Source organism: Micromonospora sp. WMMD712, from assembly GCF_029581295.1.
Classification (GTDB): domain Bacteria; phylum Actinomycetota; class Actinomycetes; order Mycobacteriales; family Micromonosporaceae; genus Micromonospora; species Micromonospora carbonacea.
In genome coordinates this window covers 6,364,892-6,389,972 of the sequence record NZ_CP120743.1, presented here as the reverse complement: position 1 = coordinate 6,389,972, position 25,081 = coordinate 6,364,892, and the positions used below count along the sequence as shown (strand labels likewise).

Here is a 25,081-nt window from a genome sequence, read left to right as displayed (position 1 = left end):
GTGCTCCTGCCTCACAGTGCCGGTGGGGTGAACGTGCCGACCGCGGACTCCAGCGCGGCGGCGACCCGGTACATCCGGTCGTCGGCCATCGTCGGGGCCATGACCTGGAGGCCGACGGGCAGCCCCTCGGAGAGCCCGCACGGCACCGAGATGCCCGGCCCGCCGTACAGGTTGGTGGGGATCGTGTACAGGTCGGCCAGGTACATCTGGTACGGGTCGGAGGTGCGCGCGCCGATCGGGAACGCCACGAACGGGGTGGTCGGCGAGATCAGCGCGTCGACCCGCTCGAACGCGGCCGTGAAGTCGCGGGTGATCAGCGTGCGGACCTTCTGCGCCTGCCCGTAGTAGGCGTCGTAGTAGCCCGAGGAGAGCGCGTACGTGCCGAGCATGATCCGGCGCTTGACCTCGGGGCCGAAGCCGGCGTCCCGGGTCAGCGACATGACCTCTTCGAGGGACCGGTTGCCGTCGTCGCCCTCGCGCAGCCCGAACCGGACGCCGTCGAAGCGGGCCAGGTTCGAGGAGCACTCGCTCGGGGCGATCAGGTAGTACGCCGGCAGCGCGTACTTGAAGTGGGGGCAGGACACCTCGACGATCTCCGCGCCGAGCTTGGCCAGGGCGTCGACGGAGTCGCGGAACGCCGCCGCGACGCCCGGCTCCGCGCCCTCGCCGGAGAACTCGGTGACCACGCCCAGCTTCACGCCGGTCAGGTCGCCGGTCGCGCCGAGCCGGGCGGCGGCCACCACGTCGGGCACCGGCTGCGGGATGGAGGTGGAGTCGCGCGGGTCGTGGCCGCCGATGGCCGCGTGCAGCAGCGCCGCGTCGAGCACCGTACGCGCGCACGGGCCGGGGGTGTCCAGCGAGGACGAGAACGCCACCAGGCCGTAGCGGGAGGTGCCGCCGTAGGTCGGCTTCGCGCCGACGGTGCCGGTGACCGCGCCCGGCTGGCGGATCGAGCCGCCGGTGTCCGAGCCGATGGCCAGGGGCGCCTCGTACGCGGCGAGCGCGGCGGCGCTGCCGCCACCGGAGCCGCCGGGGATGCGGTCGGTGTCCCACGGGTTGCGGGTCGGCCCGTACGCCGAGTATTCCGTGGAGGAGCCCATCGCGAACTCGTCCATGTTGGTCTTGCCGAGCAGCACCGTCCCGGCGGCGCGCAGCCGCTGCACGATCGTCGCGTCGTAGGGCGGACGCCAGCCTTCGAGGATCTTCGACCCGACGGTGGTCGGCACGCCCTTGGTGGTGAGCACGTCCTTGACGGCGACCGGCACGCCCGCGAGCGGGCCGAGCTCCTCGCCGGCGGCCCGGCGCTCGTCGACGGCGCGGGCGGCGGCGAGCGCGCCGTCGGCGTCGACGTGCAGGAAGGCGTTGACCCGGTCGTCGACGGCGGCGATGCGGTCCAGGTGGGCCCGGGTCACCTCGACCGCCGAGGTCTGGCCGTCGGCGACGAGGCCGGCGAGCTCGACGGCGGTCAGCTTGGTCAGGTCGGTCATGACGCCACATCCTCGTCCAGGATCCGCGGGACGCGGAACCGCTGCTCCTCGGCGTCGGGCGCGCCCGACAGGGCCTCGGCCGGGGTCAGGCCGGGCACCACCACGTCCTCACGCAGCACGTTGGTCAACGGCACGGAGTGGGACGTCGGCGGAATGTCCGCCGCGGCGACCTCGCCGACCTGGGCGACCGCCTGGAGGATCGTGTCGAGCTGGCCGGCGAAGGTGTCCAGCTCCTCCTCCGTGACGGCGAGCCGCGACAGTCGCGCCAGGTGCGCGACCTCCTCGCGGGAGATGGCGGCCATCAGTGCCCCCTTCTGGCTGTCTGTCCTGCTGCATCTGGCGGTGGCCGGCCGCGCGCCGGCAACGACGATGACGCGCGGTGACCGCAGCGAGTCTATTGCCCGGCACGGGCCGGGCGTCCCCGACTCCCCCCGCGGCCGGCGCGGTGGCGGGGTCAGCGGGCCTGCGGGGGGCGGCTCTCCGCCTCGCGGGCCGCCGGCCGCAGCGGCCGGTAGCGGGCCAGCCAGTCGGTCAGCTCCCCGGCGGGCATCGGGCGGGCGTAGAACCAGCCCTGCGCCACGTCGCAGCCGGCGGCGTGCAGCAGCCGCCAGGTGCGCTCGTCCTCGACGCCCTCGGCGACGACCCGCAGCCCGAGCGCCCCGGCCAGCTCGATCATCGACCGGACGATCGCGGCGTCGTCGGCGTCGTCGGCCATCCCGAGCACGAACGACCGGTCCACCTTGACCTCCGACAGGGGCAGCCGGCGCAGGTGCTGCATGCTGGAGTAGCCGGTGCCGAAGTCGTCCAGGGCGATGGCCACCCCGATGGCGTGCAGCCGCGAGATGGTGGCCAGCACCCGCCGGGGGTCGGCCATCAGCGCGCCCTCGGTGATCTCCAGTTGCAGCCGGTCGGGCCGGACGCCGTAGCGGGCCAGCCGGTCGGCGATCTGGTCGGCGATCTCGCCGGTGTGCAGGTCCCGGACGCTGACGTTGAGCGCGGCCCGCAGGGTGATCCCGGCCGCCGCCCACTTGGCCAACTGCTCCACCACGTCGTCGACGACCCGGCGGGTGAGCAGCCGCATCACGGCGCTCTGCTCGGCGACCCGGATCAGCTCCTCCGGGTCGACCATGCCCCGGCGCGGGTGCCGCCAGCGCAGCAGCGCCTCGACGCCCACCACCTCGCCCGTGGCGATGGCGACCTGCGGCTGGTAGTACATGGTGATCCGCCCGACGCCCTCGACGTCGCCGCACGCCGGCCCGGCCTGCGGCGCCGGCCCCACGGCGTCCGCCCCGCCCGGCTCGGCGTCGGGCCCGGCGGAGCGCCGGCGGATCGGGTCGGCGGCGGTGACGATCCGGTTGATCAGGTCGTCGGGGTGGTCCGGCTCCGCGCGTTGCCGGTGCCGGCGGGCCCGCCACCGGCCCGGCCCGGCGGGCGTCGGCCGCCCCGCGTCGACCGGGCCGCCCGCCGCCGCGGGGAGGGCCGCCGGCAGCGCGGCCCCGTCGCCGCCGCGCGCACCGACCGGCGCGTCGCGCTCCGCCGCCCCGGCCGGCCCCGCCTCGAGTACGCGCCGCAGGTCGGCCAGGAGCCCCAGCCGCTCGGCCGAGTTGTGGTCGGACTCGGCGGCGTAGACGGCGATGGTGTCGTTGCGGTGCTTGGCGTCGTACATGGCGACGTCGGCGTGGCGCATCAGGGTGGCGAAGTCCTCGCCGTGTTCGGGATACAGGGCGATGCCGATGGAGCCGCCGACGTCCAGCGGCAGCCCGTCCAGCGACACCGGCTCGGCGAGCGCGGCGACCAGCCGCTCGGCCGTGGCGCGGGCGGCGTCCACGCCGGCCAGGCCGGTGCTGACGATGGCGAACTCGTCCCCGCCGAGGCGGGCGAGCAGGTCCCGCTCCCCCACCGCGCCGGCCAGCCGGGCGCTGACCTCGATCAGCAGGCGGTCGCCGACGGCGTGGCCGAGCGCGTCGTTGACGTTCTTGAACCGGTCCAGGTCGATCAGCAGCAGCGCGAGGTGGGCGTCCGGTTCGTTGCGCGCGGACCGCTCGGCGTGCAGGTGGACCTGCTCGGCGACCTCGGCCAGCAGCGCCTTGCGGTTGGGCAGGCCGGTGAGCGGGTCGAGCGCGCCGAGTTGTTCCTGCTCGGCGGCGAGCCGGGCCATCCGGTACACCGCGAACAGCGGCACCAGCACCAGCGGGATCAGCGCGGCGCTGGCCCGGGCGGCGGCCACCAGCACGGGGGCGAGCAGCAGCAGCGACCCGGTGGAGATCAGCTCGTAGCCCAGGCCGGACCGGACGCCGGGCCACCAGCGGTCCGCGAAGCGCAGCCGGATGGCGGTGCTGACCAGGCCGTAGTTGACCGCGAACCAGACGGCGGTCGCCCCGCCCACCGCGAGCACGTCGACCGCGCGCAGCCGCCCGCCGGCGAAGATGCTCCCCGGCCCGAGCGCGGTGACCGCCGAGGCGGCGGCGAGGGCGCATGCGTACTGGGCGGCGTTGAAGCCGGAGCGCCATCCGGCGTGCCCCATCCGCCAGCCGGAGACGACCACCGCCACGGTCTGCACGGCCACCGCGGGCCCGAGCCCCCAGCCGAGCAGGATCGCGAAGGTGAAGCAGGTGGACGGGAAGACCGCCGACGACTGCCGCCGCCCGGGCGGCACGAACGGCCGCGCGTCGCAGACGACGGCGAGCGCCGCCATCGTCCAGAACGCCGCCGGCAGCTCGTCGAGCCGGCCCGCCAGCGCGGCCAGCGGCCCGACGGTGAGCAGCGCCGCCAGCGCGGCGACGGCGGCGACGAAGCCGAAGAAGGACGTCGCCCGCCCCGGCGGGACGGAGTTTCGCGGATCGGCGGCCTCCATCGCACCTCCCGGGCAGCGGTCACGACGGGCCCTGCGCCCGCCGTGACCACCATGAAACGCTCTGGGTGCCGCTTTTCAGAGATGACAGCCGCGAATCGGTCCTAGTCGTAACTAACTTGGTATACGCGGCCAGGTCCGGTCAAGGTGTACGAGCGGCCGCCCGTCGCGGGCCGCCGCGCTCCCGCTCGGGTCACTCGCCGACCCGGGCCACCTCCCGGGCCGCGTCCGGCCCCTGGTCGAGCAGGACCCGGAAGCCGTCCTCGTCGAGCACCGGCACCTTCAGGGTGGCCGCCTTGTCGGCCTTGGAGCCCGGGTTGTCGCCCACCACCACGAAGCCGGTCTTCTTGGAGACCGAGCCGGTGACCTTGCCGCCCCGGGCCTGGATCGCCTCGGCGGCCTGGTCGCGGGAGAACCCGCCGAGGGTGCCGGTCACCACGACCGTGAGCCCCTCCAGCGGGCGCGGCCCCTCGTCGACGGCCTCCTCGGCCATCCGTACGCCCGCCTCGGCCCACTTGCGCACCACCTCGCGGTGCCAGTCGACGGTGAACCACTCGACGATGCTGGCCGCGATCGTCGGGCCCACGCCGTCGACCGAGGAGAGCTCCTCCTCGCTGGCGGCCTGGATCGCCGCCATCGACCGGAAGTGCCGGGCGAGGGCCTGGGCGGCGGTCGGGCCGACGTGCCGGATGGAGAGCCCGACCAGCACCCGCCACAGGTCGCGTTCCCGGGCCACGGCGAGGTTGTCGAGGAGCTTGGTGGCGTTGCTGCCGAGGCTGCCGTCCTTGTTGACGAAGAACGGCGACCGGGCCAGCTGCTGCGCGTCGAGGCCGAACAGGTCGCCCTCGTCGGTGATGACCTGCGCGTCGAGCAGCGCCGCCGCGCCCTTGTAGCCGAGCACCTCGATGTCGAACGCGCCCCGGCCGGCCAGGTGGAACACCCGCTCGCGCAGCTGCGCGGGGCAGCTTCGGCTGTTGGGGCAGCGGATGTCGACGTCCGCCTCCTTCTCCGGGCGCAGGGCGGTGCCGCAGGAAGGGCAGTCCGCCGGCATCTCGAACCGCCTGGCGTCGGCGGGGCGCAGGTCGACCACCGGGCCGAGCACCTCGGGGATCACGTCGCCGGCCTTGCGGATCACCACCGTGTCGCCGATGAGCACCCCCTTGCGCTCGACCTCGTGCGCGTTGTGCAGGGTGGCCTGGGCCACCGTGGACCCGGCGACCAGGACCGGCTCCAGGATCGCGTAGGGCGTGACCCGGCCGGTGCGCCCGACGTTGACGGCGATGTCGAGCAGCTTGGTGTTGACCTCCTCCGGCGGGTATTTGAAGGCGATCGCCCAGCGGGGGGCCCGGCTGGTCGAGCCGAGCCGGCCCTGGATGGAGACCGGGTCCACCTTGACCACGACCCCGTCGATCTCGTGCTCGACGTCGTGCCGGTGCTCGGCGTAGTAGGCGATGAACCCGGCGACGCCGGCCAGGTCGGGCACGACCCGCCAGCGGTCGCTGGTGGGCAGCCCCCACGCGCGCAGCGCCGCATAGGACTCGGACTGCGCGGTCGGCGTGTAGCCGCGCCGGGCGCCGATGCCGTGCACCACCAGCCGCAGCGGCCGGGACGCCGTGACCCGGGGGTCCTTCTGCCGCAGGCTGCCGGCGGCGGCGTTGCGCGGGTTGGCGAAGGGCGCCTTGCCCTGCTCGACGAGGCTCGCGTTGAGGTCGGCGAAGCCGGCGATCGGGAAGTAGATCTCGCCGCGCACCTCGACGAACTCGGGCACCTCGGGAAACTCGTCGGACGGCGTCAGCCGGGCCGGCACGTCGCGGATGCTGCGGACGTTGGCCGTGACGTCCTCGCCGGTGCGCCCGTCGCCCCGGGTGGCGGCCCGGACCAGCCGGCCCTTCTCGTAGGTGAGGTTGATCGCCAGCCCGTCGACCTTGAGCTCGCAGAGGTAGGGCACCGGGCCGCCCGCGTCCCGCTCCACCCGCTCGGCCCAGGCCGCCAGCTCCTCGTCGGCGAACGCGTTGTCGAGCGAGAGCATCCGCTCGGCGTGGGTGACCGGCGTGAAGTCGGTGGAGAAGGTGCCGCCGACCCGCTGGGTCGGCGAGTCGGGGGTGCGCAGGGCGGGGAACTCGGCCTCCAGGGCCTCCAGCTCACGCAGCTGCCGGTCGAAGTCGGCGTCGGAGACGGTGGGGGCGTCCAGCACGTAGTAGCGGTACTGGTGTTCGGTCAGCTCCTGGCTGAGGGTGGCGTGCCGCTCCCGCGCCTCGGGGGTCGGCTCGGGGCCCGCCGCCGCCTCCTGCGCCGGGCTCACCTGCTGTGGAACGGCTTCCTCGGACATGTTGCCGGCTTCGGACACCGCGTCGACCTCCCTGTTCACGCTACCCCCGCACCGTATCGGGACGGTGGGACAATCCGCGGCCTGGGCGGCGCAGCCCACGTCACGCGAGGGAGGTTGGGCAGTTGCGGTGCCTAGGCAGCTGAATCACCAACGACATCACCCCCCACCGGCCACCCGGCCATGATCGTCTGCTGATTTCGGAGACGACACGCCGACGCCCGTCTCCGAAATCAGCAGACGATCATCGCTGGCTTCGGCACACAGCCTGCCCTGTCGCTGCGTCTCCCCGGAACGCCGCACCGTGTCCGATACGCTCCGACCGGCAACGAGTCGGCATCGCGTGTGCGGGTCGACCTGCGGCCTCCAGCCTGCGCCGACCCGCCTCAACTGGGGCAACGCGAGCAGCGCGTTCAGGCCGCCACATCGCCCCACGGCCCTACCGCCACAACGCCGCCGGGCTGCTGGCGCACCGCAGAGCGTGTCGCCGCCCGTAGCCGGGCTGCCGCGCAGGGCGCTGATGTCGTATTCGACTCAGCTCCCTATGTGCCGGCAGCAGTCATCCGCCCTCGGCCCGCCGCGGGCTCGGGGGGCGGGTCGAGGGCAGGCAGGGGAAGAGAGTAGTCGGGGCGCGGGAGGCAGTCGGCCGGGGAGCGGTCAGTCGAGTCCGGCGGCGAGGGCGGCGAGCTGGTCGGCGTACTCGATGCGGGCGGCCCAGTCGGTCGGCCAGGCCGGCAGGCCGTACGCCGCGCCGACGAACGCGCCGGCCAGGGCCGCGATGGAGTCGGAGTCGCCGGCGGTGGTCGCGCCGCGCGCCAGCGCGCCGACCGGGTCGTCGGCGTGCCACAGCGCGCAGAGCAACGCGGTCGCCAGCGCCTCCTCGGCCACCCACCCCTCGCCGGTACGCCGGCAGGGGTCGTCGCCGTCGTCGGGACGGGTCAGGGTGGTGGTCAGGCGGCCCAGCGCGCCCAGGCACTCGTCCCAGCCCCGGGCGATGAACTCCGGCGGCGAGTCGACGCCGGGGCGCTGCCACAGGTCGCCGAGCCAGTCCGACCGGTAGACCCGGCGCTGCTCCCGGGCCCGGTCGGTGAGCAGCGCCGGCAGCTCGGCCAGCGCCGCGCCGTCGCGCAGCAGGCGCACCGCGTACGCCGTCAGCTCGCTCGCGGCCAGCCCGGTCGGGTGGCCGTGGGTCAGGCCCGCCTGGAGCTGGGCGAGGCCGGCCAGGGTGTCCAGGTCGACGGCGAGCAGCCCGACCGGGGTGACCCGCATGTTGGCCCCGCAGCCCTTCGAGCCGGCCACGGTCGCCTCCTGCCAGCGCACCCCCCGGGACAGCTCCGCGCAGGCCCGCAGGCAGGTCATGCCCGGCGCGCGGTTGTTGTCGGGGCTGACCGCCCAGGCCAGGAAGCGCTCGCGCAGCAGCGGCTCGACCGCCGCCGGGGTGTACGCGGGCGCGTCGTGCAGCGCCCAGCCCACCGCGAGCGCCATCTGGGTGTCGTCGGTGACCAGCGCCGGGTCGCCCACCAGCTCCCGGGGGCCGGACGGGCCGTAGCGGCGGTGGATCTCGGCGACGGTCAGGAACTCGGTCGGGCGGCCCAGCGCGTCACCGTAGGCCAGGCCGAGCAGCGAGCCGGAGGCCCGCCGGAGCGAGGAGTCGATCACCCGTGTGATCATGCCGCGCCCCGGCGGTCCCCGCCATGTGGCGGGACACAGCCGGGGCCGGTCAGTCCCAGCAGAGGCAGAACGGGTGGCCGGCCGGGTCGGCGTAGACCCGGAACCCCTCCCCCTCGCCGTCGAGCCGGCGCGCGCCCAGCGCCAGCACCGCCCGCTCGGCCGCCTCGATGTCGGTGACGGTGACGTCGAGGTGGAGCTGCTGCGGCCGCTCCGGGTCGGGCCAGGTCGGCGGGCGCAGGTCGGGGGCCTTCTGGAAGGCGAGCCGGGGGTGCTGCCCCACCGGGCCGCCGAGGACCACCCACTCGTCGCCGTCGGAGTCACCCTCCGCCAGCGGCAGGCCCAGCAGCTCGGCGTAGAACGCCGCGAGGGCACGCGGGTCGGGGCAGTCGACGACCGTGCTACGCAGTTGACCGATCATGTGCCTCATCCTGCCCGCGGGGTGCGACAGGAAACCTCAGTCCTCGGCGAGTCGCCGGCCCGCGTCCCGGCACGCCGCGAGCACCGCCCGGACGTGCTGCGGCGTGGCCCCGGCCAGGCCGCAGGCGGGGGTGACCACCACCTGCTCGGGCAGCCGGCGACGCGGGAAGCCGAGGCGGTCCCAGAGCTGGCGTACCCGGTCGGCGACCTGGGCGGAGGTCGGCGCGCGACCGCCGGGCGGCGGGGTGGCCGGTGCGGCGCCGGCCAGCAGCCCGAGCCCGGCGTCGATCGCCTCGCCGAGCGGGTCCAGGTCCTGCACCAGGGCGAGGTCGAGCGCGACCGCCGCCGCGCCGGCCGAGCGGATCAGCTCCAGCGGGACGTCCGGCGCGCAGCAGTGCACCACGACCGGCACGCCGACGGCCTCGACCACCGCGCGCAGCAGGTCCGCCGCGTCGGACTGCGGCACCGGCCGGTAGGTGCCGAAGCCGCTCTCGGTGGGCACCCGCCCGGCCAGCACGGTCGGCAGGGACGGCTCGTCGAGCTGGAGCAGCACCGAGGCGCGGGGCAGCCGGCGGGCGACCGCCGCGAGGTGGGCGCGCAGCCCCTCGGCGAGGGAGCCGGCGAGGTCCCGCACCGCGCCCGGGTCGCGCAGCATCCGGCCGCCGATCGGCAGGTCGATGCCGGCGGCCAGGGTGTAGGGGCCGGCGGCCTGCACCTTGACCGGGCCGGCGTACTCCTCGGCCTGCTCGGCGAGCTGGTCGAGGTCGCGTTCCATCAGGTCCCGGGCCCGGCGCAGGTCCCGCCCCGGGCGGGGGGCGACCCGCCAGCGGGCCGCGTACAGCTCGACGGGCAGCTCGACCAGCAGGCCGCCGGTGCGGCCGATCAGGTCCGCCCCGGGGCCGCGCGCCGGCAGCTCGGGCAGGTGGGGCAGGGCGGGCAGCTCCCCGAGGACGATCCGCTGCGCCTCGGCGATGTCGGTGCCGGGCAGCGAGCCGATGCCGGTCGCCGCGCCGAGGGGCCAGGGCCACGCGCTAGCTGTCACGGGCGAAGGGTACCGGTCGGCGGCCGGCGGCACGCGGCGATGGTCGCACGACCGGGCACCGCGCCCGCGGCGCTGGTCGCACAGCTGTGCACCGCGCCCGCGACGCCGGTCGAGTCGGGCGGCGCGTCAGCCGGCGATGGTGGCCGAGCCGAGCACCACGTCGCCGGCCGGGTCCGGCCGGTACGCGACGACGGCCTGGCCGGCGGCGACGCCGCGCACCGGGCGGCGCAGCTCGGCGTGCAGCGTGTCGCCGGTCAGCTCGACCGTGGCGGGGACCACGTCGCCGTGGGCGCGCAGCTGCACCTCGCACTCGATCGGCCCGTCGGGGCGCTCGCCGCCGGTCCACACGGGACGCTCGGCGCGCACCGTGGAGACCTCCAGCGCCTCGGCCGGGCCGACGGTGACGGTGTTGGTCTTCGGGGTGATGGAGAGCACGTAGCGGGGACGGCCGTCGGGGGCGGGCCGGTCCAGGTGCAGGCCGCGGCGCTGCCCCACCGTGTACGCGTACGCGCCGGTGTGGCTGCCGACCACCGCTCCGGTGAGCGCGTCGACCACCTGGCCCGGCGCCTCGCCGAGCCGGCCGGCGAGGAAGCCCCGGGTGTCGCCGTCGGCGATGAAGCAGATGTCGTGCGAGTCGGGCTTGTCGGCGACGGCCAGGCCGCGCCGGGCCGCCTCCTCGCGGACCTGGGCCTTGGTCGAGTCGCCGAGCGGGAAGACCGACCGGTCGAGCTGGGCGCGGGTCAGCACCGCGAGCACGTACGACTGGTCCTTGGCCGCGTCGACGCTGCGGCGCAGCAGCCCGTCGGGGCCGAGCCGGGCGTGGTGGCCGGTGACCACCGCGTCGAAGCCCAGCGCCACGGCCCGGTCCAGCACCGCCGCGAACTTGATCTTCTCGTTGCAGCGCAGGCAGGGGTTGGGGGTGCGGCCGGCCGCGTACTCGGCGACGAAGTCGTCGACCACGTCGGCGTGGAACCGGTCGGCCATGTCCCACACGTAGAACGGGATGCCGAGCACGTCGGCGGCGCGGCGGGCGTCCCGCGAGTCCTCCAGCGTGCAGCACCCGCGCGCCCCGGTGCGGTAGGTCTGCGGGTTGCGGGCGAGCGCCAGGTGCACGCCGGTGACGTCGTGCCCGGCCTCCACGGCCCGCGCCGCCGCCACGGCGGAGTCGACCCCGCCGGACATGGCCGCCAACACCCTCACCCCGTCACGCTCCCTTCCCCGCTCCGAGCGTACCGGGCCCGGCGCGGCGGCCCCGGGGCAGCGGGCGCGGTCAGCGGGGCGCGCGCAGGGCGGCGGCGCGGCGGGCCCGCTCCACCGCCGCCGGCAGGGCCGCCACGAGCGCGTCGACGTCGGCCTGGCCGCTGGTGTGGCCGAGGCTGAAGCGCAGCGAGGAGCGGGCCCGGTCGTCGTCGGCGCCCATCGCGATCAGCACGTGCGAGGGCTGGGCCACCCCGGCCGAGCAGGCCGAGCCCGTGGAGCAGGCGATGCCCTGGGCGTCGAGCAGCAGCAGCAGCGCGTCGCCCTCGCAGCCGGGGAAGGAGAAGTGCGCGTTGCCGGGCAGCCGGTCGTCGGGGTCGCCGTTGAAGACGACCTCGGGCACGGCGTGCCGGACCCGCCGCACGAGGTCGTCGCGGAGGGCGGCGACGCGGGCCGCGTACTCCTGCTGGCCCTTCACCGCCGCCTCGACGGCGACCGCGAAGGCGACGATGCCGGCGGTGTCGAGGGTGCCGGAGCGCACGTCGCGTTCCTGGCCGCCGCCGTGCAGCAGCGGGGTGGCCGCGACGTCGCGGGCGAGCAGCAGCGCGCCCACCCCCGCCGGGCCGCCGAGCTTGTGCCCGGTGACCGTCAGCGCGGAGACGCCGCTGGCGGCGAAGTCGACGGGCACCTGGCCGACCGCCTGGATCGCGTCGGTGTGGAACGGCACCCCGTGCTCGGCGGCCACGGCGGCCAGCGCCGTCACGGGCTGGAGGGTGCCGACCTCGTTGTTGGCCCACATCGCGGTGACCACGGCGACGGCGTCGCCGTGCTCGGCCAGCTCGGCGCGCAGCGCCTCCGGGTCGAGCCGGCCGGCGGGGTCCACCGGGAGCCAGCCCACCTCGGCGTCCTCGTGCCCGGCCAGCCAGTCGACCGCGTCGAGGACCGCGTGGTGCTCGACGGCGCTGGAGACCACCCGGCGGCGGGCCGGGGAGGCGGCCCGGCGGGCCCAGAAGATGCCCTTGACCGCCAGGTTGTCGCTCTCCGTCCCGCCGCCCGTGAAGATCACCTCGGAGGGGCGGGCGCCCAGCGCGGCGGCCACCCGCTCGCGGGACTCTTCGACCCGGCGGCGGGCGCGGCGGCCCGCCGCGTGCAGTGACGACGCGTTGCCGACGTCGCGAGCGGCGGCCACGTACGCCTCCAGTGCCTCGTCGAGCATCGGAGTCGTCGCCGCGTGATCCAGGTATGCCATCGCCGTTCAGCCTACTGACCGGCCCCGCCCCCGCCCGACCCCGGAGGCCGCCCCGCCCTGGGGCGGGGCGGCCTCCGGGGCGGAACCCTCACACCGGGACGGCGGTGACGACGATGTTGTCCCGGTAACGACGGGTCTGCGGGTCGAACGGGCCGCCGCAGGTGATCAGCGTGAGCCGGGGGCTGCCGTCGCGGGCGAAGTACCGGTCCAGCGGGATCTTCGTCTTGGCGTACTCCTCGCGGGCGACGACCCGGTACTCGCGCGTCGTCCCGTCGCCGCCGGTGGCGGTGACGGTGTCGCCCCGGTCCAGCTCCCGCAGCCGGAAGAACGCCCCCCTGCCCTGTTCGGCGCTGTCCACGTGGCCGGCGATCACCACCGACCCGGCGTCGGCGGACAGGCCGGGGCCGTACCGGTACCAGCCGATCCGGTCCACGCTGGGCGGGACCTCGAACTCGTCGGTGCGCGGGTTGACCCCGACCGGGTCGACGCGGGCGGTGACGCCGATCGCCGGGATGCGCAGCCGCACCGGCGGCACGGTCGCGTCGCCGGCGGGCAGCTCGCCGGCCGTGACCGGCACCGACGGGCCACCGGGGGCGCTCGCGGCCGGCGATCCGGTGGCCACGGCCAGGGCCGCCGCGTCGTCCGCGCCGACGTCCTCGGCGGGCTGCGCGCCGCAGGCGACCACGGCGGCGACGGTGAGCGCGGCAGCGCCGGCGGCCAGCGCCGCCAGCGCGCCGCGGTCGCGCACCGTCACCGGCGGGACGTCCGGGCCGTGGCGGCGACCCGGACGCCGCCGCCGACCAGCAGCAGGACGCCGGCGCCGGCCAGCACGTACCACCAGGTCTGCACGCCGGTGCCGGCCTGGCCGCCGGTGCCGCTGGGCACGCCGCCCGGGGCGGAGTGCAGGCCGGTGATCGTCTGCGCCACCAGGTCGAGGTTCTTGGCCTCGGCGGAGCCGATCGCGTAGACGATGGTGGCGGTGCCCTCCTTCAGGTCGAGGTCGGCGGGGCCGATCGCCACGGTGTCGGTGCCGGCGAGCACCACGTCGGCGGAGACCGTGCCGGCGTCGACGTCGGCCTTCGACTCGTTCGGGTTGGTCAGGTCCTCGAAGACGGGCTTTCCGCCGGCCCGCACGTCCACGGCCGGGGCGGCGGCGGTGTGCCGGACGATCAGCCGGGCCTTGCCGGCGTCGACCTTGGCGGTGTCGTTGACGAACGGCGTGATCTTGGGCTTGCCCGCCTCGTCGAGGTGTGCGGCGAGGCTGATGTTCGCCCCGCCCGGCACCTCGGCGTCGTCGACGGTGAGGATCGCCTTGTCGAGCGCCTCGCCGGGCTTGGTCAGGGCGATGTCGTACGCGCCCTGCTCCAGGTCGAGCGGGCCGGCCACGTCGCCGGGCTTGAAGTTGTCGAGGGTCTTCCTGCCGTTGACGTACACGTCGACGGGGGTGTCGGGGATGCCGTGCACGACGGAGACCTTGCTGGTGGCGGCGTAGGCCGGCGTGGCGGTGAGCGCGCCGGCGCCGGCGAAGGCCAGCGCGGCGACCGCGCCGCCCGCGGCGACCCGACGGAAGTACGAGAGCTGCATGTCTGCCTCCTGGTGGTTCGTGCTGGTTCGTCAGGCCTGGTGTGCAGAACGGGTTACGCCGGCTCCCGCCGCCCCGGATGCGCCCTCCGACGACTTCTTTTTCTTTCCGCCCGGCGCATCCGCGGCGGTCCCCGGCGACGAAGAGCAGGTGAGACAGGTGCGGACGCACGAGGCGCGAAGGTGGGGCGATGACGGCGGGGGTTACAGTCGGGCATGCTCCACGGAAGGCGAACCGCCCGGTGACAGCGGTGCAACAGGAACCCGAGCCACCACCCCAGGACGACCTCGCCGAGCGGTTCCGCGCGGGCGACGAGGCCGCCCTGCGCCAGGCGTACGACCGGTACGGCCGGGCGGTGCTGCACCTGGCCACCAGCACGCTGGCCAACCGCAGCGACGCGGAGGACGTGACCCAGGCGACCTTCGTGGCGGCCTGGCTGGGGCGGGACACCTTCGACCCGACCCGGGGGTCGCTGATCGGCTGGCTGCTCGGCATCGGCCGGCGCAAGGTGGTCGACCGGCTGCGCGCCTCGGCGCGGGAGACCCGCGTGGTGGAGACGGTGCGGCAACTGCCCGACCCGGCCCCGACCGGCCCGGACCCGGACACGGTCGTCGACCGGCTGGTGGTGGCCGACGAGCTGGCCCGGCTCCCCGACGAGCAACGCCGGATGCTGGAGTTGGCGTTCTACGACGACCTGACCCACCAGCAGATCGCGACGGTGACCGGGGTGCCCCTGGGGACGGTCAAGAGCCACATCCGCCGGGGTATGGCGAGCCTGAAACGCAGATGGGAGGTGGACGGTGCAGCACCTGGACCACGACCGGCTGGTCTTCCTGGCGCTCGGTGAGAGCGAGGCGGACGACGGTGAGGCCCGCCACCTCGACGCCTGCGCGCACTGCCGGGCCGAGGTGAACGGCCTGCGGCACGTCGCCGGCCTCGGCGCCGGCACCCAGGGCCTCGGCGACCTGCCCGACCCGCCCGAGCACGTGTGGCAGGGGATCGTCGCGCAGGTCGCGGCGGCCGAGGCGCTGCCCTCGCTCGGCGACCGGCGCGCCGCCGGGGTGTCGGCGGCCGCCCCGACGCCGGGCGGCGGCGCAGGAGCGGAAAGCGGCGCGTCACGGCCCGGGCGGGCCGGTGGGCGGCGACGCCGGCTGCCCCGCTGGGCGGTCACGGCGGTCACGGCGGCCGCCGCCGCCGCGGTCGGCGTGGCGGGCACCTTCGCCGTGCTGTCGGGCCGGGCCGACGAGCCCCGGGCGCCGGAGCGCGTGGTGCTGGCCAGCGGGTCCCTGACCGCGTACGGGACGACGCCGCGCGACGCCAACGGGGACGCCCGGGTGTTCACCGACAACCAACTGCACCTGCACGTGGCGAATCTCCCGGCGGTACCGGGGTACTACGAGGTCTGGCTCATCGACCCGGCGACCATGCGGATGTTCTCGGTCGGCGTGCTGAACTCCGGCACGGGGGACGCGCTGCTACCGTTGCCGCCGAACGTCGACCTCCGGACCTACTCCGTGGTGGACGTCTCCGCCGAGCAGTACGACAACAAGCCCGCCCACTCCGGCGACAGCCTGCTGAGGGGCACCCTGACGGGCTGATCGGCGGGCCGGATCAGCTCCCCGGCCCGCCGATCAGCTCCCCGTCGACAACGGCGGAAGGGGGCCACCCGATCCCGGGTGGCCCCCTTCGGCGTCTCGCCCGGGTCGCCCCGGGGAGCGGCTCACTTGCGCTTGCGGATCTCCTCGGCGGCCTGCGGCACGACCTTGAACAGGTCGCCCACCACGCCGAAGTCGGCCAGCTCGAAGATGGGCGCCTCGCCGTCCTTGTTCACCGCGACGATGGTCTTCGAGGTCTGCATGCCGGCCCGGTGCTGGATCGCCCCGGAGATGCCCAGCGCCACGTAGAGCTGCGGGGAGACCGTCTTGCCCGTCTGGCCCACCTGGAACTGGTGCGGGTAGAAACCGGAGTCGACGGCCGCGCGGGACGCGCCGACGGCCCCGCCGAGCAGGTCGGCCAGCTCCTCGACCAGCTTGAAGTTGTCGGCGTTGCCGACGCCGCGCCCGCCGGAGACGACCACGGACGCCTCGGTCAGCTCGGGGCGGGAGCCCTTCTGCTCGGCGACCCGGTCGACGACCCTGGCCAGCTTGTCGGCGTCGCCCACCGTCACGGTGAGCTGCTCGACGGCGGGCGTGGCGGGCGCCGGGGCCGGGGTCAGCGAGTTCGGCCGCACGGTGACCAGCGGCAGGCCCCGGGTGACCTTCGACGTGACGATGGTCGAGCCGGCGAACGCGACCTGCGTGGCGGTGCCGTCGGCGGCGAGGGCGACCACGTCGGTCAGGATGCCGTTGTCCAGCTTGACGGCCAACCGGGCGGCGATCTCCTTGCCCTCCTGGGCGGAGGCGAGCAGCACGGCGGCCGGCTGGACCCGCTTGACGAGGTCGGCCAGCACGGTGGCCTTCGGGGCCACCAGGTAGCCGTCGATCTCCTCGCTCTCGGCGGCGTAGATCTTCTCCGCGCCGTACTCGCCCAGCTTCGCGCTCAGCGCCTCGGCCGCGCCGGGGCCACCGAGCACGACCGCGGCGGGCGTGCCCAGCTCACGGGCGAGGGTGAGCATCTCCAAAGTGACCTTCTTGACGCCGAACTCGCGGGTGGCTTCGACGACGACGAGAACCTCAGACATGACCTGCACCCCTCACACGAACTTCTCGGTGGCGAGGAACTCGACCAGCTGCGCGCCGCCGGAGCCCTCGTCGGTGACCTTCGCGCCGCCGGAGCGCGGCGGGCGCTTGCTGTGCTCCAGCACCGTGCTGGTCGCGCCGTCGAAGCCCACCTCGGCCGGGGCGACGCCGAGGTCGGCCAGGGAGAGGGTGCGCACCGGCTTCTTCTTGGCGGCCATGATGCCCTTGAACGAGGGGTAGCGCGGCTCGTTGATGGTGTCCCAGACGGAGACGACGGCCGGGGTCGAGGCGGTGACCACCTCGTAGCCCTCCTCGGTCTGCCGCTCCACGGTCAGGGTGGACCCTTCGACGGTGAGCTTGCGCGCGCCGGTCAGCGCGGCGACGCCGAGCCGTTCGGCGATCATGTGCGGCATGACCTGGACCCGGCCGTCGGTCGACTCGGCGCCGCAGATCACCAGGTCGGCGGCGAGTTGACCGAGGGCGGCGGCGAGCACCTTCGAGGTGGCCACGGCGCAGGAGCCGTGCAGGGCGTCGTCCACGACGTGCACGGCGGCGTCCGGCCCCATCGACAGCGCCTTGCGGATCGACTCGGTCGCCCGGTCCGGACCCATGGTCAGGATCGTCACCTCGCCCCCGTGCGCCTCCTTGATCTTCAACGCCTCCTCGATGGCGTACTCGTCCATCTCGTTGATGACGTTGCTCGCCGAACCGCGGTCGACGGTGTTGTCGTCAGGACGCAGGTTGCGGTCCGCGCCCGAATCGGGCACCTGCTTGACGAGTACGACAATGTTCATCGCGCTTCGACGACCCCTCCTGTTGGTGTGGCGATCCCTCGCCAGGTCACGGGCGCAGCCTCCCGCGAAACTTAACGATCGGTCAACCACGGGCTGCTGTGCACTTGCCCACGCGCCAATGTTACCCACAAGTAGCATCGGCTCCCGGGGGCCTCAGGGTGACACAGCTCACCGCGTGCCCGGCCGCCGGGGCGCGCCGCGCCGCACGCGCTCAGGCCGGCTCGGCCAGCGCGCCCCGGATCCGGTCGATCACCTCGGCCTCGGCCGGCGTCACCCCCCGGTGCGCCCGCGCCACCCGGTCGGCGGCGGCCAGCACCAGCGACCGGTACGCCGCGACGTCCCCCGGCGACTTCGCGCGCAGGATCCCCACCGCCCGGCCCAGCGCCGGCAGCACCACCGCCTCGACCTCCAGGGCCGAGTCCCGGGGCAGCCTCGGCAGCGGGCCGGTGGTCAGCGCCTCCTTCACCGGGCCGCTCGCCCCCGCCATCGCCCCCGACGCGGCGAAGCTCTCCCGCAGCATCGCGAACATGCCCGGGTCGGCGTTCGACACCAGGAAGACCGCGCCGAACGCGCCCGTCTTCAGGGTGAGTCGTTCCTCGTCCGTCAGCGGCTGCTCCATGGTCACGGAGTGTAGATGTAGGGCGTGGTGGTGGTGACCGGGACGAGACCCAACCGCTCCAGGATCGGCCGGCTGTCCTCGGAGGCGTCCACCTGCAACAGCGTCCGGCCCCGCTGGGCGGCCAGCCGCGCCCGGTAGCCGACCAGCGCCCGGTAGATCCCCCGGCGACGCCACTGCGCGAGCGTCGAGCCGCCCCACAGCGTCGCGAAGCCGGTGCCCGCCACGTAACGCACCCAGCCGGCGCTGACCACGGTCTCCCCCGCCTCGGCGACCACCACCGTGATCGACTGCGGGTCGGCGGCGATCTCCCTCCCCAGGCCCTCGATCAGGTGGCCCCGGGACTCGCCCCAGACCTCCTCCTCCATGGCCGCGATGCGCTCCAGGTCGGCGCGGGCGGTCACCTCGCGCAGGCGTACCCCCTCGGGGGGCACCGGGAGCGTGGCCGCCAGCGGCGCGACCGGGCCGACCACGACGGTCTCCCGCTCCTGCGGCACGAACCCGGCGGCCCGCAGCCGGTCGGGCAGGTCGGCGGGCTCGTCGTGGCCGTGCAGCTTCCACTCCACCGACTCGCCCCGCGCGCGGAAGAGCTCCACCTGGCGGGCGATCAGGTCGTCCAGCGCCGCCCCGGTCAGGCCGTCCAGGTCGCGGTACGTCAGGAAGCCCCCGTGGTCCAGGCCGAGGACGCGCACCAGCGGCCCGTCCCGCTCCACGGTCACGCCCGCCGGCAGCGGGTCCGGGGCCCACGCCTTGAGCTGGTTGTCGTACGCCTCGCGCAGCGTCGTCGCGTCAAGATCAGTCACCCGTCCAACCTATGCCCTGGACAAAGCGGATAATCGGCGGCGTGTGGGAGACGGTACGGCGGTGGTTCGACCCGCGGGAGCTGCGGTCGGTGGGCAGCACGCCCGACTACCGCTTCTCCCTGGCCAACGAGCGGACCTTCCTGGCCTGGCTGCGCACCGGGCTGGCCCTGGTGGCCGGCGGGCTGGCCGCCGCCCAGTTCCTCCCGCCGCTGCCGCTGGCGCACCTGCGCGAGGCGATCGCCATCGCGCTGCTGCTGCTCGGCGGCACCGTCGCCGTGCGGGCAGTGGACCACTGGGCCCGCACCGAACGCGCCATCCGGCTCGGCGAGGAACTGCCGGCGTCCCGCTTCCCCGCCGTGCTCGCCCTCGCCGTGGGGCTGGGCGCGGTGCTGCTGGTGATCGCGGTGCTCGCCCGCGCGGTCGGCGGCCGGTGACCGTCGGCCGCGCCCCGGCCGGCGACCCGGGGCTGCAACCCGAACGCACCCGTCTCGCCTGGCGGCGCAGCCTGCTCGCGCTCACCGCCGTCACCGTGCTGACCGTCCGGCTGGCGCTCACCGGGGACGCCACGGGGGCGGTGCTGGCCGGCGCGGCGGTCGCCGGCTGGGCGGCGGCCCTCGCCCTGTGCTGGGGCCGGGCCGTCGGGTCGGGCCCGGTGCGCGCCGCCTCCCGCACCATGCCGGCGCTGGCCCTCGCCGCCGCGTGGCAGGCCACGCTGGGCGTGCTGCTCGTCCTGCGCGGACTGGGTTGACGGGCGCGGGTGCGCCATGATGGGGAGATGGCCCGCCTGTACGTCCTGCTCTTCCTGGTCCAGATCGCGCTCGCGGTGTGCGCGCTGATCAGCTGCCTCTCCGCCGAGGAGGGGGCGGTCCGGGGGCTGCCCCGGTTCGCCTGGGTGCTGGTCATCCTGTTCTTCCCGCTGGTCGGCGCGATCACCTGGTTCCTCGCCGGCCGGCAGCGCCCCGCCGGAGGGCCGGGCACGCCCCGGTCGGCAGCCGGCGGTCCGCGCCGGCCGCTCGCCCCGGACGACGACCCGGAGTTCCTCGACTCCCTGGCCGAACGCGCCCGGCGGCAGGACGCCGAGCTGTTCCGCCGCTGGGAGGAGGACCTGCGCCGGCGCGAGGACGACCTGCGCCACCGCGAGGGCGACCCGCCCCGGGAGGAGAACCGCCCCGAGGTGTGACCGGGCCGCCCCCGGCGGGCGTCAGACGCGACGCCGCAGGGCCCGGACCGCCAACGGCGCGAAGACGGCGGCGAGCACGACGGCCCAGATCATCGCCTGGATCGCCGGGCCGACCACCGGGCCGCCCACCAGCAGGCCGCGCAGGGCGTCGGCCAGGATCGTCACCGGGTTGACCTCGACCCAGTGCTGGAGCCAGCCCGGCATCCGGTCGGTGGGGACGAAGACGTTGCTGGTGAAGGTGAGCGGGAAGATCACCATGAACCCGAAGATCTGCACCTTGTCGGGCTCGCTGACCAGCACCCCGACCAGCACCGAGATCCACGCCGCGGCCAGCGAGAACGTGAGCAGCAGGGCGAACGCGCCGAGCAGTCCGACCACCCCGTTGCCGAGCCGGAAGCCGAGGATCGCCCCGACGCCGATCAACAGCGACACCGACCACGCCTGCTTGACGGTGTCGGCGAGGATCCGCCCGGCCAGCGGGGCCCAGCGGGCGATCGGCAGGGCGCGTAGCCGGTCGAACACCCCCTTGGTGAGGTCGTTGTTGAGCCCGAACCCGGTGGTCATCGTGGCGAACAGGGCGTTCTGCACGATGATGCCCGGCAGGGCGAAGGTGAGGTACTCCCCCGGCGAGCCGGAGATCGCCGTGCCGAAGACGTACGTGAAGAGCAGCACGAACATCACCGGCTGGATGCTGAGGTCGACCAGCTCCATCGGGTTGTGCTTGATCTGCACCAGGCTGCGCCAGGCCAGGGTGAGGGTGTGCCGCAGCCCGGCGCCCACGCCGAGGCGGCGGGCCGGGGCGAGCGGGGCGGTGACGGTGGCGGCGGTCATGCCGGCGTCCTCTCCAGGTCGGCCCCGGACGGGCTGTCGGGCTCGGCGCGGTGGCCGGTGAGGTGCAGGAAGACCTCGTCGAGGCTGGCGCCCCGCAGGGCCAGCTCGGCCACGGGGATCTCGGCGTCGTCGAGGCGGCGGACCATGCCGGGCAGCACCCCGGGGCCGTTGACCGCGACGGTGACGGCGCCCTGGGCGACCTCCGGGCTGGCGGCGGCGGCCTCCCCCGCGATGGCCACCACGGTCGCCAGGTCGGCCGGGTCCACCGGGCGGACCGTGAGGACCTGGCCGCCGGTCTTGGCCTTCAGCTCCTCCGGGGTGCCGTGGGCGATCACCCGGCCGTGGTCGACCACGGCGATCTCGCTGGCCAGTTGGTCGGCCTCCTCCAGGTACTGCGTGGTCAGCAGCACCGTCACCCCGTCGGTGACCAGGCCGCGCACGGTGTCCCACAGGTCGTTGCGGCTGCGCGGGTCGAGCCCGGTGGTCGGCTCGTCGAGGAACAGCACCTGCGGCCGGCCGACCAGGCTGGCGGCCAGGTCGAGGCGGCGGCGCATGCCGCCGGAGTAGGTCTTCGCCGCCCGGTCGGCGGCGTCGGCGAGCTGGAACCGGGCGAGCAGCTCCCGGGCCCGGGCCCGGGCGTCGGCCCGGGAGAGGCCGAGCAGCCGGCCGATGAGCAGCAGGTTCTCCGTGCCGGTGAGCGCCTCGTCGACCGAGGCGTACTGGCCGGTGAGGCCGATGAGCTGGCGCACCCGGTGGGCGTCGCGGCGCACGTCGTACCCGCCGACGGTGGCGTGACCCTCGTCGGCGGCGAGCAGGGTGGCGAGCACCCGCACGGTGGTGGTCTTCCCGGCCCCGTTGGGCCCGAGCAGCCCGTACACGGTCCCGCTGGGGACCGCGAGGTCGACTCCGGCGAGGGCCGTGGTGGCGCCGAAGCGTCGCACCAGGCCCTCCGCCCGGATCGCGTACGTCATGGAAACTCCTGTCGTCTGTGCATGTGTCACGCCAACTGGCCGACGGCACTGACAAACTGCCGAGCCTCGGCTGACGTTACGACGACAGACGCCGGGAGTCCCCCGAATTAAGCGGTGGCGCTCAGGCCAGGTTCGACGAGCGGGGGTACGCGTCGGCCGGGTCGGTGAGCACGTTGACCAGGTACGGCACGCCCGAGGCGAAGGCCCGCTCCAGGGCCGGGGCGAGGTCGCCGGCCTTCTCGACCGTCTCGCCCGCCCCGCCGAGGGCCTCGACGACCTTGTCGTAGCGCAGGCCGGGCTGGAGGTCGGCGGCGACGTCGTAGCCGTACATGGCGCGCATCGGGTGCTTCTCCAGCCCCCAGATGCCGTTGTTGCCGACCACGATCACGACGGGGAGTTGCTGGCGCACCAGGGACTCGACGTCCAGCAGCGAGAAGCCGGCCGCGCCGTCGCCCATCAGCACGCAGACCTGCCGGTCGGGGTGGCTGACCCGGGCCCCCATCGCGTAGCCCATCCCGGTGCCGAGGCAGCCGTACGGGCCCGGGTCGAGCCAGGTGCCGGGCTGGGCGGGCTCCAGGTACTTCCCCGCGTACGAGACGAAGTCGCCGCCGTCGCCGATGGTGATGGCGTCGGGGGCGAGCACCCGGCGCAGCTCGCCGTAGACGCGGGCCGGGCGGATCGGGTCGGTCTCGGCGGCCATCGCCTCGGCGTCGCGGGCCTTCGCGGCGTCCTCGGCCTCGCGCAGCCGCGCGATCCAGTCGTCGTGGTCGGCCCGGTCGCCGGGGTGCTCGGCGAACGCGGTGAGGATCAGCCGCAGGTCACCGGCGGGCGAGGCGGCCGGGGTGACGTGGGTGGCCCGCTGGCTGGGCGCGTCGACCACGTGCACGACCCGCGCGTCGCCGAAGTCGCCGAAGGCGAGCCGGAAGTCCAGCGGGGTGCCGACCACGACGACGACGTCGGCGCCGGACAGGGCGGCCCGGCGGGCCTTGGCGAAGGCCAGCGGATGCGACGGGGGCAGCGCGCCGCGCCCCATCCCGTTGGTGAACACGGGCACCCGCAGCGCCTCGGCGGCGGCGCGCAGGGCGTCGACGGCGTTCCCGGCGTACACGTCGGAGCCGGCGATGAGCACCGGGCGGTGGGCGGCGGCGATCAGCCCGGCGGCCCGGGCCACCTCCTCCGGGTCGGCCTCGATCGGGGCGGGCGCGACCGCCTCGGGCAGCTCCGCGTCGCCGACGGAGAAGATCGCCTCCAGCGGGAAGTCGAGGAAGACCGGGCCCCGGTGCGGGGTGAGCGCGGTGGTCAGCGCCGCGCTCACCGCGCGCGGGATGTCGTCGGCGCCGAACACCGTCTCGGCGTGCTTGGTGACGGGGGCGACCAGCGGCAGGTGGTCCATCTCCTGGAGGCTGCCGGAGCCCCAGCGGAACTGCGGGGCCCGGCCCCCGAGCACCAGCACCGGCGAGGCGTTGAAGAAGGCGCTGGTCAGCCCGGAGACGCCGTTGGTGACGCCGGGGCCGGCGGTGAGCACGGCGAGGCCGGGGCGGCGGTTGAGCTTGGCCACCGCCTCGGCCGCGAACACCGCCGACTGCTCGTGCCGCACGTCGTAGAGCGGGAAGCCGGCGGTGTGCGCCGCGTCGTAGAGCGGGAAGACGTGCCCGCCGGAGAGGGTGAACATCTCGCGTACGCCGTGCGCGCGCAGCGCCGCGAGCGCCAACTGTCCGCCGTGACCCTCGACCCGCTCCGTCATCGCCGCTCCCCTCGCCGTGGCCGGAGTCACACGCTACTGGCCGGTAGGCAGAATGTGAACCAGGCTCGGGTCAGCGGCCGGTGAAGTCGGGCTTGCGCTTCTCGACGAAGGCGGCCATCCCCTCGCGCCGGTCGTCGGTGGCGAACAGCGCCGCGAAGAGCTGGGTCTCCCAGGCCAGGCCCGAGGTGAGGTCCATGTCCAGGCCGGCGTCGACCGCCAGCTTCGCCGCCCGCAGCGCCTGCACCGGCCCGCTCAGGTACGGGGTGACCAGCTCGACGGCGGCGGCGTACACGTCGGCGGCCGGCACGACCCGGTCGGCCAGGCCGATCCGCAGCGCCTCCTGCGCGTCCACCATCCGGCCCGACATGATCAGGTCCTTCGCGCGGGCCGGGCCGACGAGCCGGGCCAGCCGCTGCGTGCCGCCCGCGCCGGGGATGACGCCCAACTTGATCTCCGGCTGGCCGAGCTTCGCGTCCTCGGCCACCACCCGCCAGTCGCACGCCAGGGCCAGCTCGCAGCCGCCACCGAGGGCGTACCCGGTGATCGCGGCGACCACCGGCTTGGGGATCCGGGCGAACGCGCCCAGCGCGCTGGACAGGTCCGCCGCCCGCTCCGCCATGTCCACGTAGGACATGACGGCCATCTCCTTGATGTCCGCGCCGGCCGCGAAGACCTTCTCGCCGCCGTACACGATGACGGCGCGGACCCCGGGGTCGGCGGTGGCCTCCGCGGCGGCGGCGCGCAACTCCTCCTGGACCTGCTTGTTCAGCGCGTTCATCGGCGGCCGGTCCAACCGGATGGTGCCGATGCCGTCCTTGGTCTCCAGCCGCACGAACTCGCTCACGCTGCCCTCACTTCCTCGTCGAAGTCGCGTGCCAACCTTACGGCCCGGATCGTTGGGGCAGATAGTCTGATGTCCGCCCCTGCCCCACCGGAGGCCGCCATGGTCACGTACTACGACGACAGGTCGGTGCAGGTCACCTCCACGGCGGTGCGGGCGGACGGCCGGACGTACCCGCTGGCCGAGATCAGCGTGGTCTGGCACCTGCGCGGCAGCCGGTCCTGGCGGGTCCTCGCCGGCCGGGGCGCGATCGGCGCGGCGCTCGCCGCCCCGCTGGTAGCCGCCGCGCTGGGGGTGGCGCTCGCCCTGTGGCTGCACCGCTCGCTGACCGTCACGATCGCCATCGTAGGGGCCTCCGTGCTGGTCGGGCTCGCCGTCGGGCCGGTCGCCGACTTCCTCTTCGAGCGCCTGGACCGCTCGTACGCCCGGGGCAGCCGCCAGTGGGAGCTGTGGGCCCGTTGGCGGGGCCAGCCGGTGCGGCTGGTGCAGACGGGCGACGCGCTGCGCTTCGGGCAGATCTACCGGGCGGTGCAGCGGGCGGTGGAGGCGGGGCAGGCGCAGGCGGGGCAGGCGGAGCGGTTCGGTCGGACCGGCGGCCGCCCGCCGGGAAGCGCCGTCAGGCCGTAGCGCCCCGGCGCGGACCCCGGCCGGTGCCCCGCCCCGCCCCGGCCGGTGCGCGGCGGGCCCGTGCCCGGCGGCCGTTCGCGGCGGCCCGAGGGAGGCGGATCCCACGTGGCCCCGCCCAGCAGGGGCTTCAGCCAGACTAGGGAGCTGATGTCGTAGCCGACTCAGCTCCCTAGC

At 75.2% G+C, this 25,081-nt stretch carries 25 protein-coding genes; 6 read left to right on the top strand and 19 right to left on the bottom strand.

Translation table 11 applies throughout. The features are described 5' to 3' along the window. Window positions 1-11: 11 nt before the first annotated feature. From gatA to O7633_RS27615, 11 genes are all read right to left on the bottom strand, one after another. On the bottom strand, window positions 12-1,487 hold the full coding sequence (gatA, locus tag O7633_RS27665; protein ID WP_282324494.1) for an Asp-tRNA(Asn)/Glu-tRNA(Gln) amidotransferase subunit GatA: 1,476 nt from the start codon (window positions 1,485-1,487) through the stop codon (window positions 12-14). Next, a complete protein-coding gene (gene gatC / locus O7633_RS27660) occupies window positions 1,484-1,789 on the bottom strand; it encodes an Asp-tRNA(Asn)/Glu-tRNA(Gln) amidotransferase subunit GatC (protein WP_007075103.1) in 306 nt (101 codons plus the stop codon). The genes gatA and gatC overlap by 4 nt, the downstream gene beginning before the upstream one ends. A gap of 152 nt (window positions 1,790-1,941) precedes the next feature. Then, window positions 1,942-4,341, bottom strand: a complete 2,400-nt coding sequence (locus O7633_RS27655) for an EAL domain-containing protein (protein WP_282324493.1) — start codon at window positions 4,339-4,341, stop codon at window positions 1,942-1,944. Between the two features lie 190 nt (window positions 4,342-4,531). Beyond that, window positions 4,532-6,667 carry an NAD-dependent DNA ligase LigA gene (gene ligA, locus O7633_RS27650; RefSeq protein WP_282328661.1) on the bottom strand — a complete coding sequence of 712 codons (2,136 nt, stop codon included), beginning with the start codon at window positions 6,665-6,667 and terminating at the stop codon, window positions 4,532-4,534. Window positions 6,668-7,321: 654 nt separating this feature from the next. Continuing rightward, the gene (locus O7633_RS27645; RefSeq protein WP_282324492.1) at window positions 7,322-8,335 is read right to left on the bottom strand and encodes an ADP-ribosylglycohydrolase family protein; all 1,014 of its coding nucleotides are present in this window, start codon (window positions 8,333-8,335) and stop codon (window positions 7,322-7,324) included. A gap of 49 nt (window positions 8,336-8,384) precedes the next feature. Continuing rightward, complete coding sequence (locus tag O7633_RS27640) at window positions 8,385-8,753, bottom strand: VOC family protein (RefSeq protein ID WP_282324491.1); 369 nt, start codon at window positions 8,751-8,753, stop codon at window positions 8,385-8,387. 36 nt (window positions 8,754-8,789) lie between these two features. Next, window positions 8,790-9,794 carry a methionine synthase gene (locus tag O7633_RS27635; protein ID WP_278132785.1) on the bottom strand — a complete coding sequence of 335 codons (1,005 nt, stop codon included), beginning with the start codon at window positions 9,792-9,794 and terminating at the stop codon, window positions 8,790-8,792. Window positions 9,795-9,920: 126 nt separating this feature from the next. Then, window positions 9,921-10,994, bottom strand: coding sequence for a tRNA 2-thiouridine(34) synthase MnmA (gene mnmA / locus O7633_RS27630; RefSeq protein ID WP_278132783.1), 1,074 nt, complete (start codon window positions 10,992-10,994; stop codon window positions 9,921-9,923). A gap of 70 nt (window positions 10,995-11,064) precedes the next feature. Beyond that, window positions 11,065-12,240, bottom strand: a complete 1,176-nt coding sequence (locus O7633_RS27625) for a cysteine desulfurase family protein (protein ID WP_282324490.1) — start codon at window positions 12,238-12,240, stop codon at window positions 11,065-11,067. Between the two features lie 88 nt (window positions 12,241-12,328). Beyond that, window positions 12,329-12,994, bottom strand: coding sequence for a class F sortase (locus O7633_RS27620; RefSeq protein WP_278132779.1), 666 nt, complete (start codon window positions 12,992-12,994; stop codon window positions 12,329-12,331). Further along, the gene (locus tag O7633_RS27615) at window positions 12,991-13,824 is read right to left on the bottom strand and encodes a DUF4397 domain-containing protein (RefSeq protein ID WP_282324489.1); all 834 of its coding nucleotides are present in this window, start codon (window positions 13,822-13,824) and stop codon (window positions 12,991-12,993) included. Before O7633_RS27615 ends, O7633_RS27620 begins: the two co-directional genes overlap by 4 nt. Before the next feature lie 239 nt (window positions 13,825-14,063). Between O7633_RS27615 and O7633_RS27610 the strand changes: the two genes are divergently transcribed. Together O7633_RS27610 and O7633_RS27605 are read left to right on the top strand one after the other, a co-directional pair. Beyond that, a complete protein-coding gene (locus tag O7633_RS27610; protein ID WP_074473735.1) occupies window positions 14,064-14,669 on the top strand; it encodes a sigma-70 family RNA polymerase sigma factor in 606 nt (201 codons plus the stop codon). Beyond that, complete coding sequence (locus tag O7633_RS27605) at window positions 14,623-15,420, top strand: anti-sigma factor (protein ID WP_282324487.1); 798 nt, start codon at window positions 14,623-14,625, stop codon at window positions 15,418-15,420. The genes O7633_RS27610 and O7633_RS27605 overlap by 47 nt, the downstream gene beginning before the upstream one ends. 122 nt (window positions 15,421-15,542) lie before the next feature. On the opposite strand, the gene O7633_RS27600 is transcribed toward O7633_RS27605, so the two are convergent. The 4 genes from O7633_RS27600 to O7633_RS27585 all read right to left on the bottom strand — a co-directional run bounded on the left by O7633_RS27600 (window position 15,543) and on the right by O7633_RS27585 (window position 18,713). Next, on the bottom strand, window positions 15,543-16,502 hold the full coding sequence (locus O7633_RS27600; protein WP_178063708.1) for an electron transfer flavoprotein subunit alpha/FixB family protein: 960 nt from the start codon (window positions 16,500-16,502) through the stop codon (window positions 15,543-15,545). A gap of 12 nt (window positions 16,503-16,514) precedes the next feature. Next, window positions 16,515-17,294, bottom strand: a complete 780-nt coding sequence (locus O7633_RS27595) for an electron transfer flavoprotein subunit beta/FixA family protein (RefSeq protein ID WP_278132772.1) — start codon at window positions 17,292-17,294, stop codon at window positions 16,515-16,517. Between the two features lie 211 nt (window positions 17,295-17,505). Then, on the bottom strand, window positions 17,506-17,913 hold the full coding sequence (locus tag O7633_RS27590; protein WP_282324484.1) for a hypothetical protein: 408 nt from the start codon (window positions 17,911-17,913) through the stop codon (window positions 17,506-17,508). A gap of 2 nt (window positions 17,914-17,915) precedes the next feature. Next, on the bottom strand, window positions 17,916-18,713 hold the full coding sequence (locus tag O7633_RS27585) for a GNAT family N-acetyltransferase (RefSeq protein ID WP_282324483.1): 798 nt from the start codon (window positions 18,711-18,713) through the stop codon (window positions 17,916-17,918). 41 nt (window positions 18,714-18,754) lie between these two features. Between O7633_RS27585 and O7633_RS27580 the strand changes: the two genes are divergently transcribed. Genes O7633_RS27580 through O7633_RS27570 form a run of 3 tightly spaced genes read left to right on the top strand, consistent with a single transcriptional unit; the run spans window position 18,755 to window position 19,893 of the window. Beyond that, window positions 18,755-19,147 (top strand): DUF202 domain-containing protein, encoded by a 393-nt coding sequence (locus O7633_RS27580; protein WP_178063704.1) that lies wholly within the window; start codon window positions 18,755-18,757, stop codon window positions 19,145-19,147. Continuing rightward, entirely contained in the window at window positions 19,144-19,461 is a 318-nt protein-coding gene (locus O7633_RS27575; protein WP_282324482.1) for a DUF202 domain-containing protein, read from the top strand. Before O7633_RS27580 ends, O7633_RS27575 begins: the two co-directional genes overlap by 4 nt. 27 nt (window positions 19,462-19,488) lie before the next feature. Then, window positions 19,489-19,893 (top strand): PLD nuclease N-terminal domain-containing protein, encoded by a 405-nt coding sequence (locus tag O7633_RS27570; RefSeq protein ID WP_282324481.1) that lies wholly within the window; start codon window positions 19,489-19,491, stop codon window positions 19,891-19,893. A 21-nt stretch (window positions 19,894-19,914) separates the two neighbouring features. Here O7633_RS27570 and O7633_RS27565 read toward each other — a convergent pair whose 3' ends face one another. The 4 genes from O7633_RS27565 to O7633_RS27550 form a co-directional block, all read right to left on the bottom strand. Further along, the gene (locus tag O7633_RS27565; protein WP_278132753.1) at window positions 19,915-20,724 is read right to left on the bottom strand and encodes an ABC transporter permease; all 810 of its coding nucleotides are present in this window, start codon (window positions 20,722-20,724) and stop codon (window positions 19,915-19,917) included. After that, window positions 20,721-21,695, bottom strand: coding sequence for an ATP-binding cassette domain-containing protein (locus tag O7633_RS27560; protein WP_282324480.1), 975 nt, complete (start codon window positions 21,693-21,695; stop codon window positions 20,721-20,723). The genes O7633_RS27565 and O7633_RS27560 overlap by 4 nt, the downstream gene beginning before the upstream one ends. A gap of 121 nt (window positions 21,696-21,816) precedes the next feature. Further along, on the bottom strand, window positions 21,817-23,439 hold the full coding sequence (locus O7633_RS27555; protein ID WP_282324479.1) for an acetolactate synthase: 1,623 nt from the start codon (window positions 23,437-23,439) through the stop codon (window positions 21,817-21,819). 70 nt (window positions 23,440-23,509) lie between these two features. Then, window positions 23,510-24,283, bottom strand: coding sequence for an enoyl-CoA hydratase-related protein (locus tag O7633_RS27550; protein ID WP_282324478.1), 774 nt, complete (start codon window positions 24,281-24,283; stop codon window positions 23,510-23,512). Between the two features lie 99 nt (window positions 24,284-24,382). Here O7633_RS27550 and O7633_RS27545 point away from each other — a divergent pair, with 99 nt between their 5' ends. Further along, window positions 24,383-24,907 (top strand): DUF6232 family protein, encoded by a 525-nt coding sequence (locus O7633_RS27545; protein WP_282328660.1) that lies wholly within the window; start codon window positions 24,383-24,385, stop codon window positions 24,905-24,907. Window positions 24,908-25,081 lie beyond the last annotated feature (174 nt).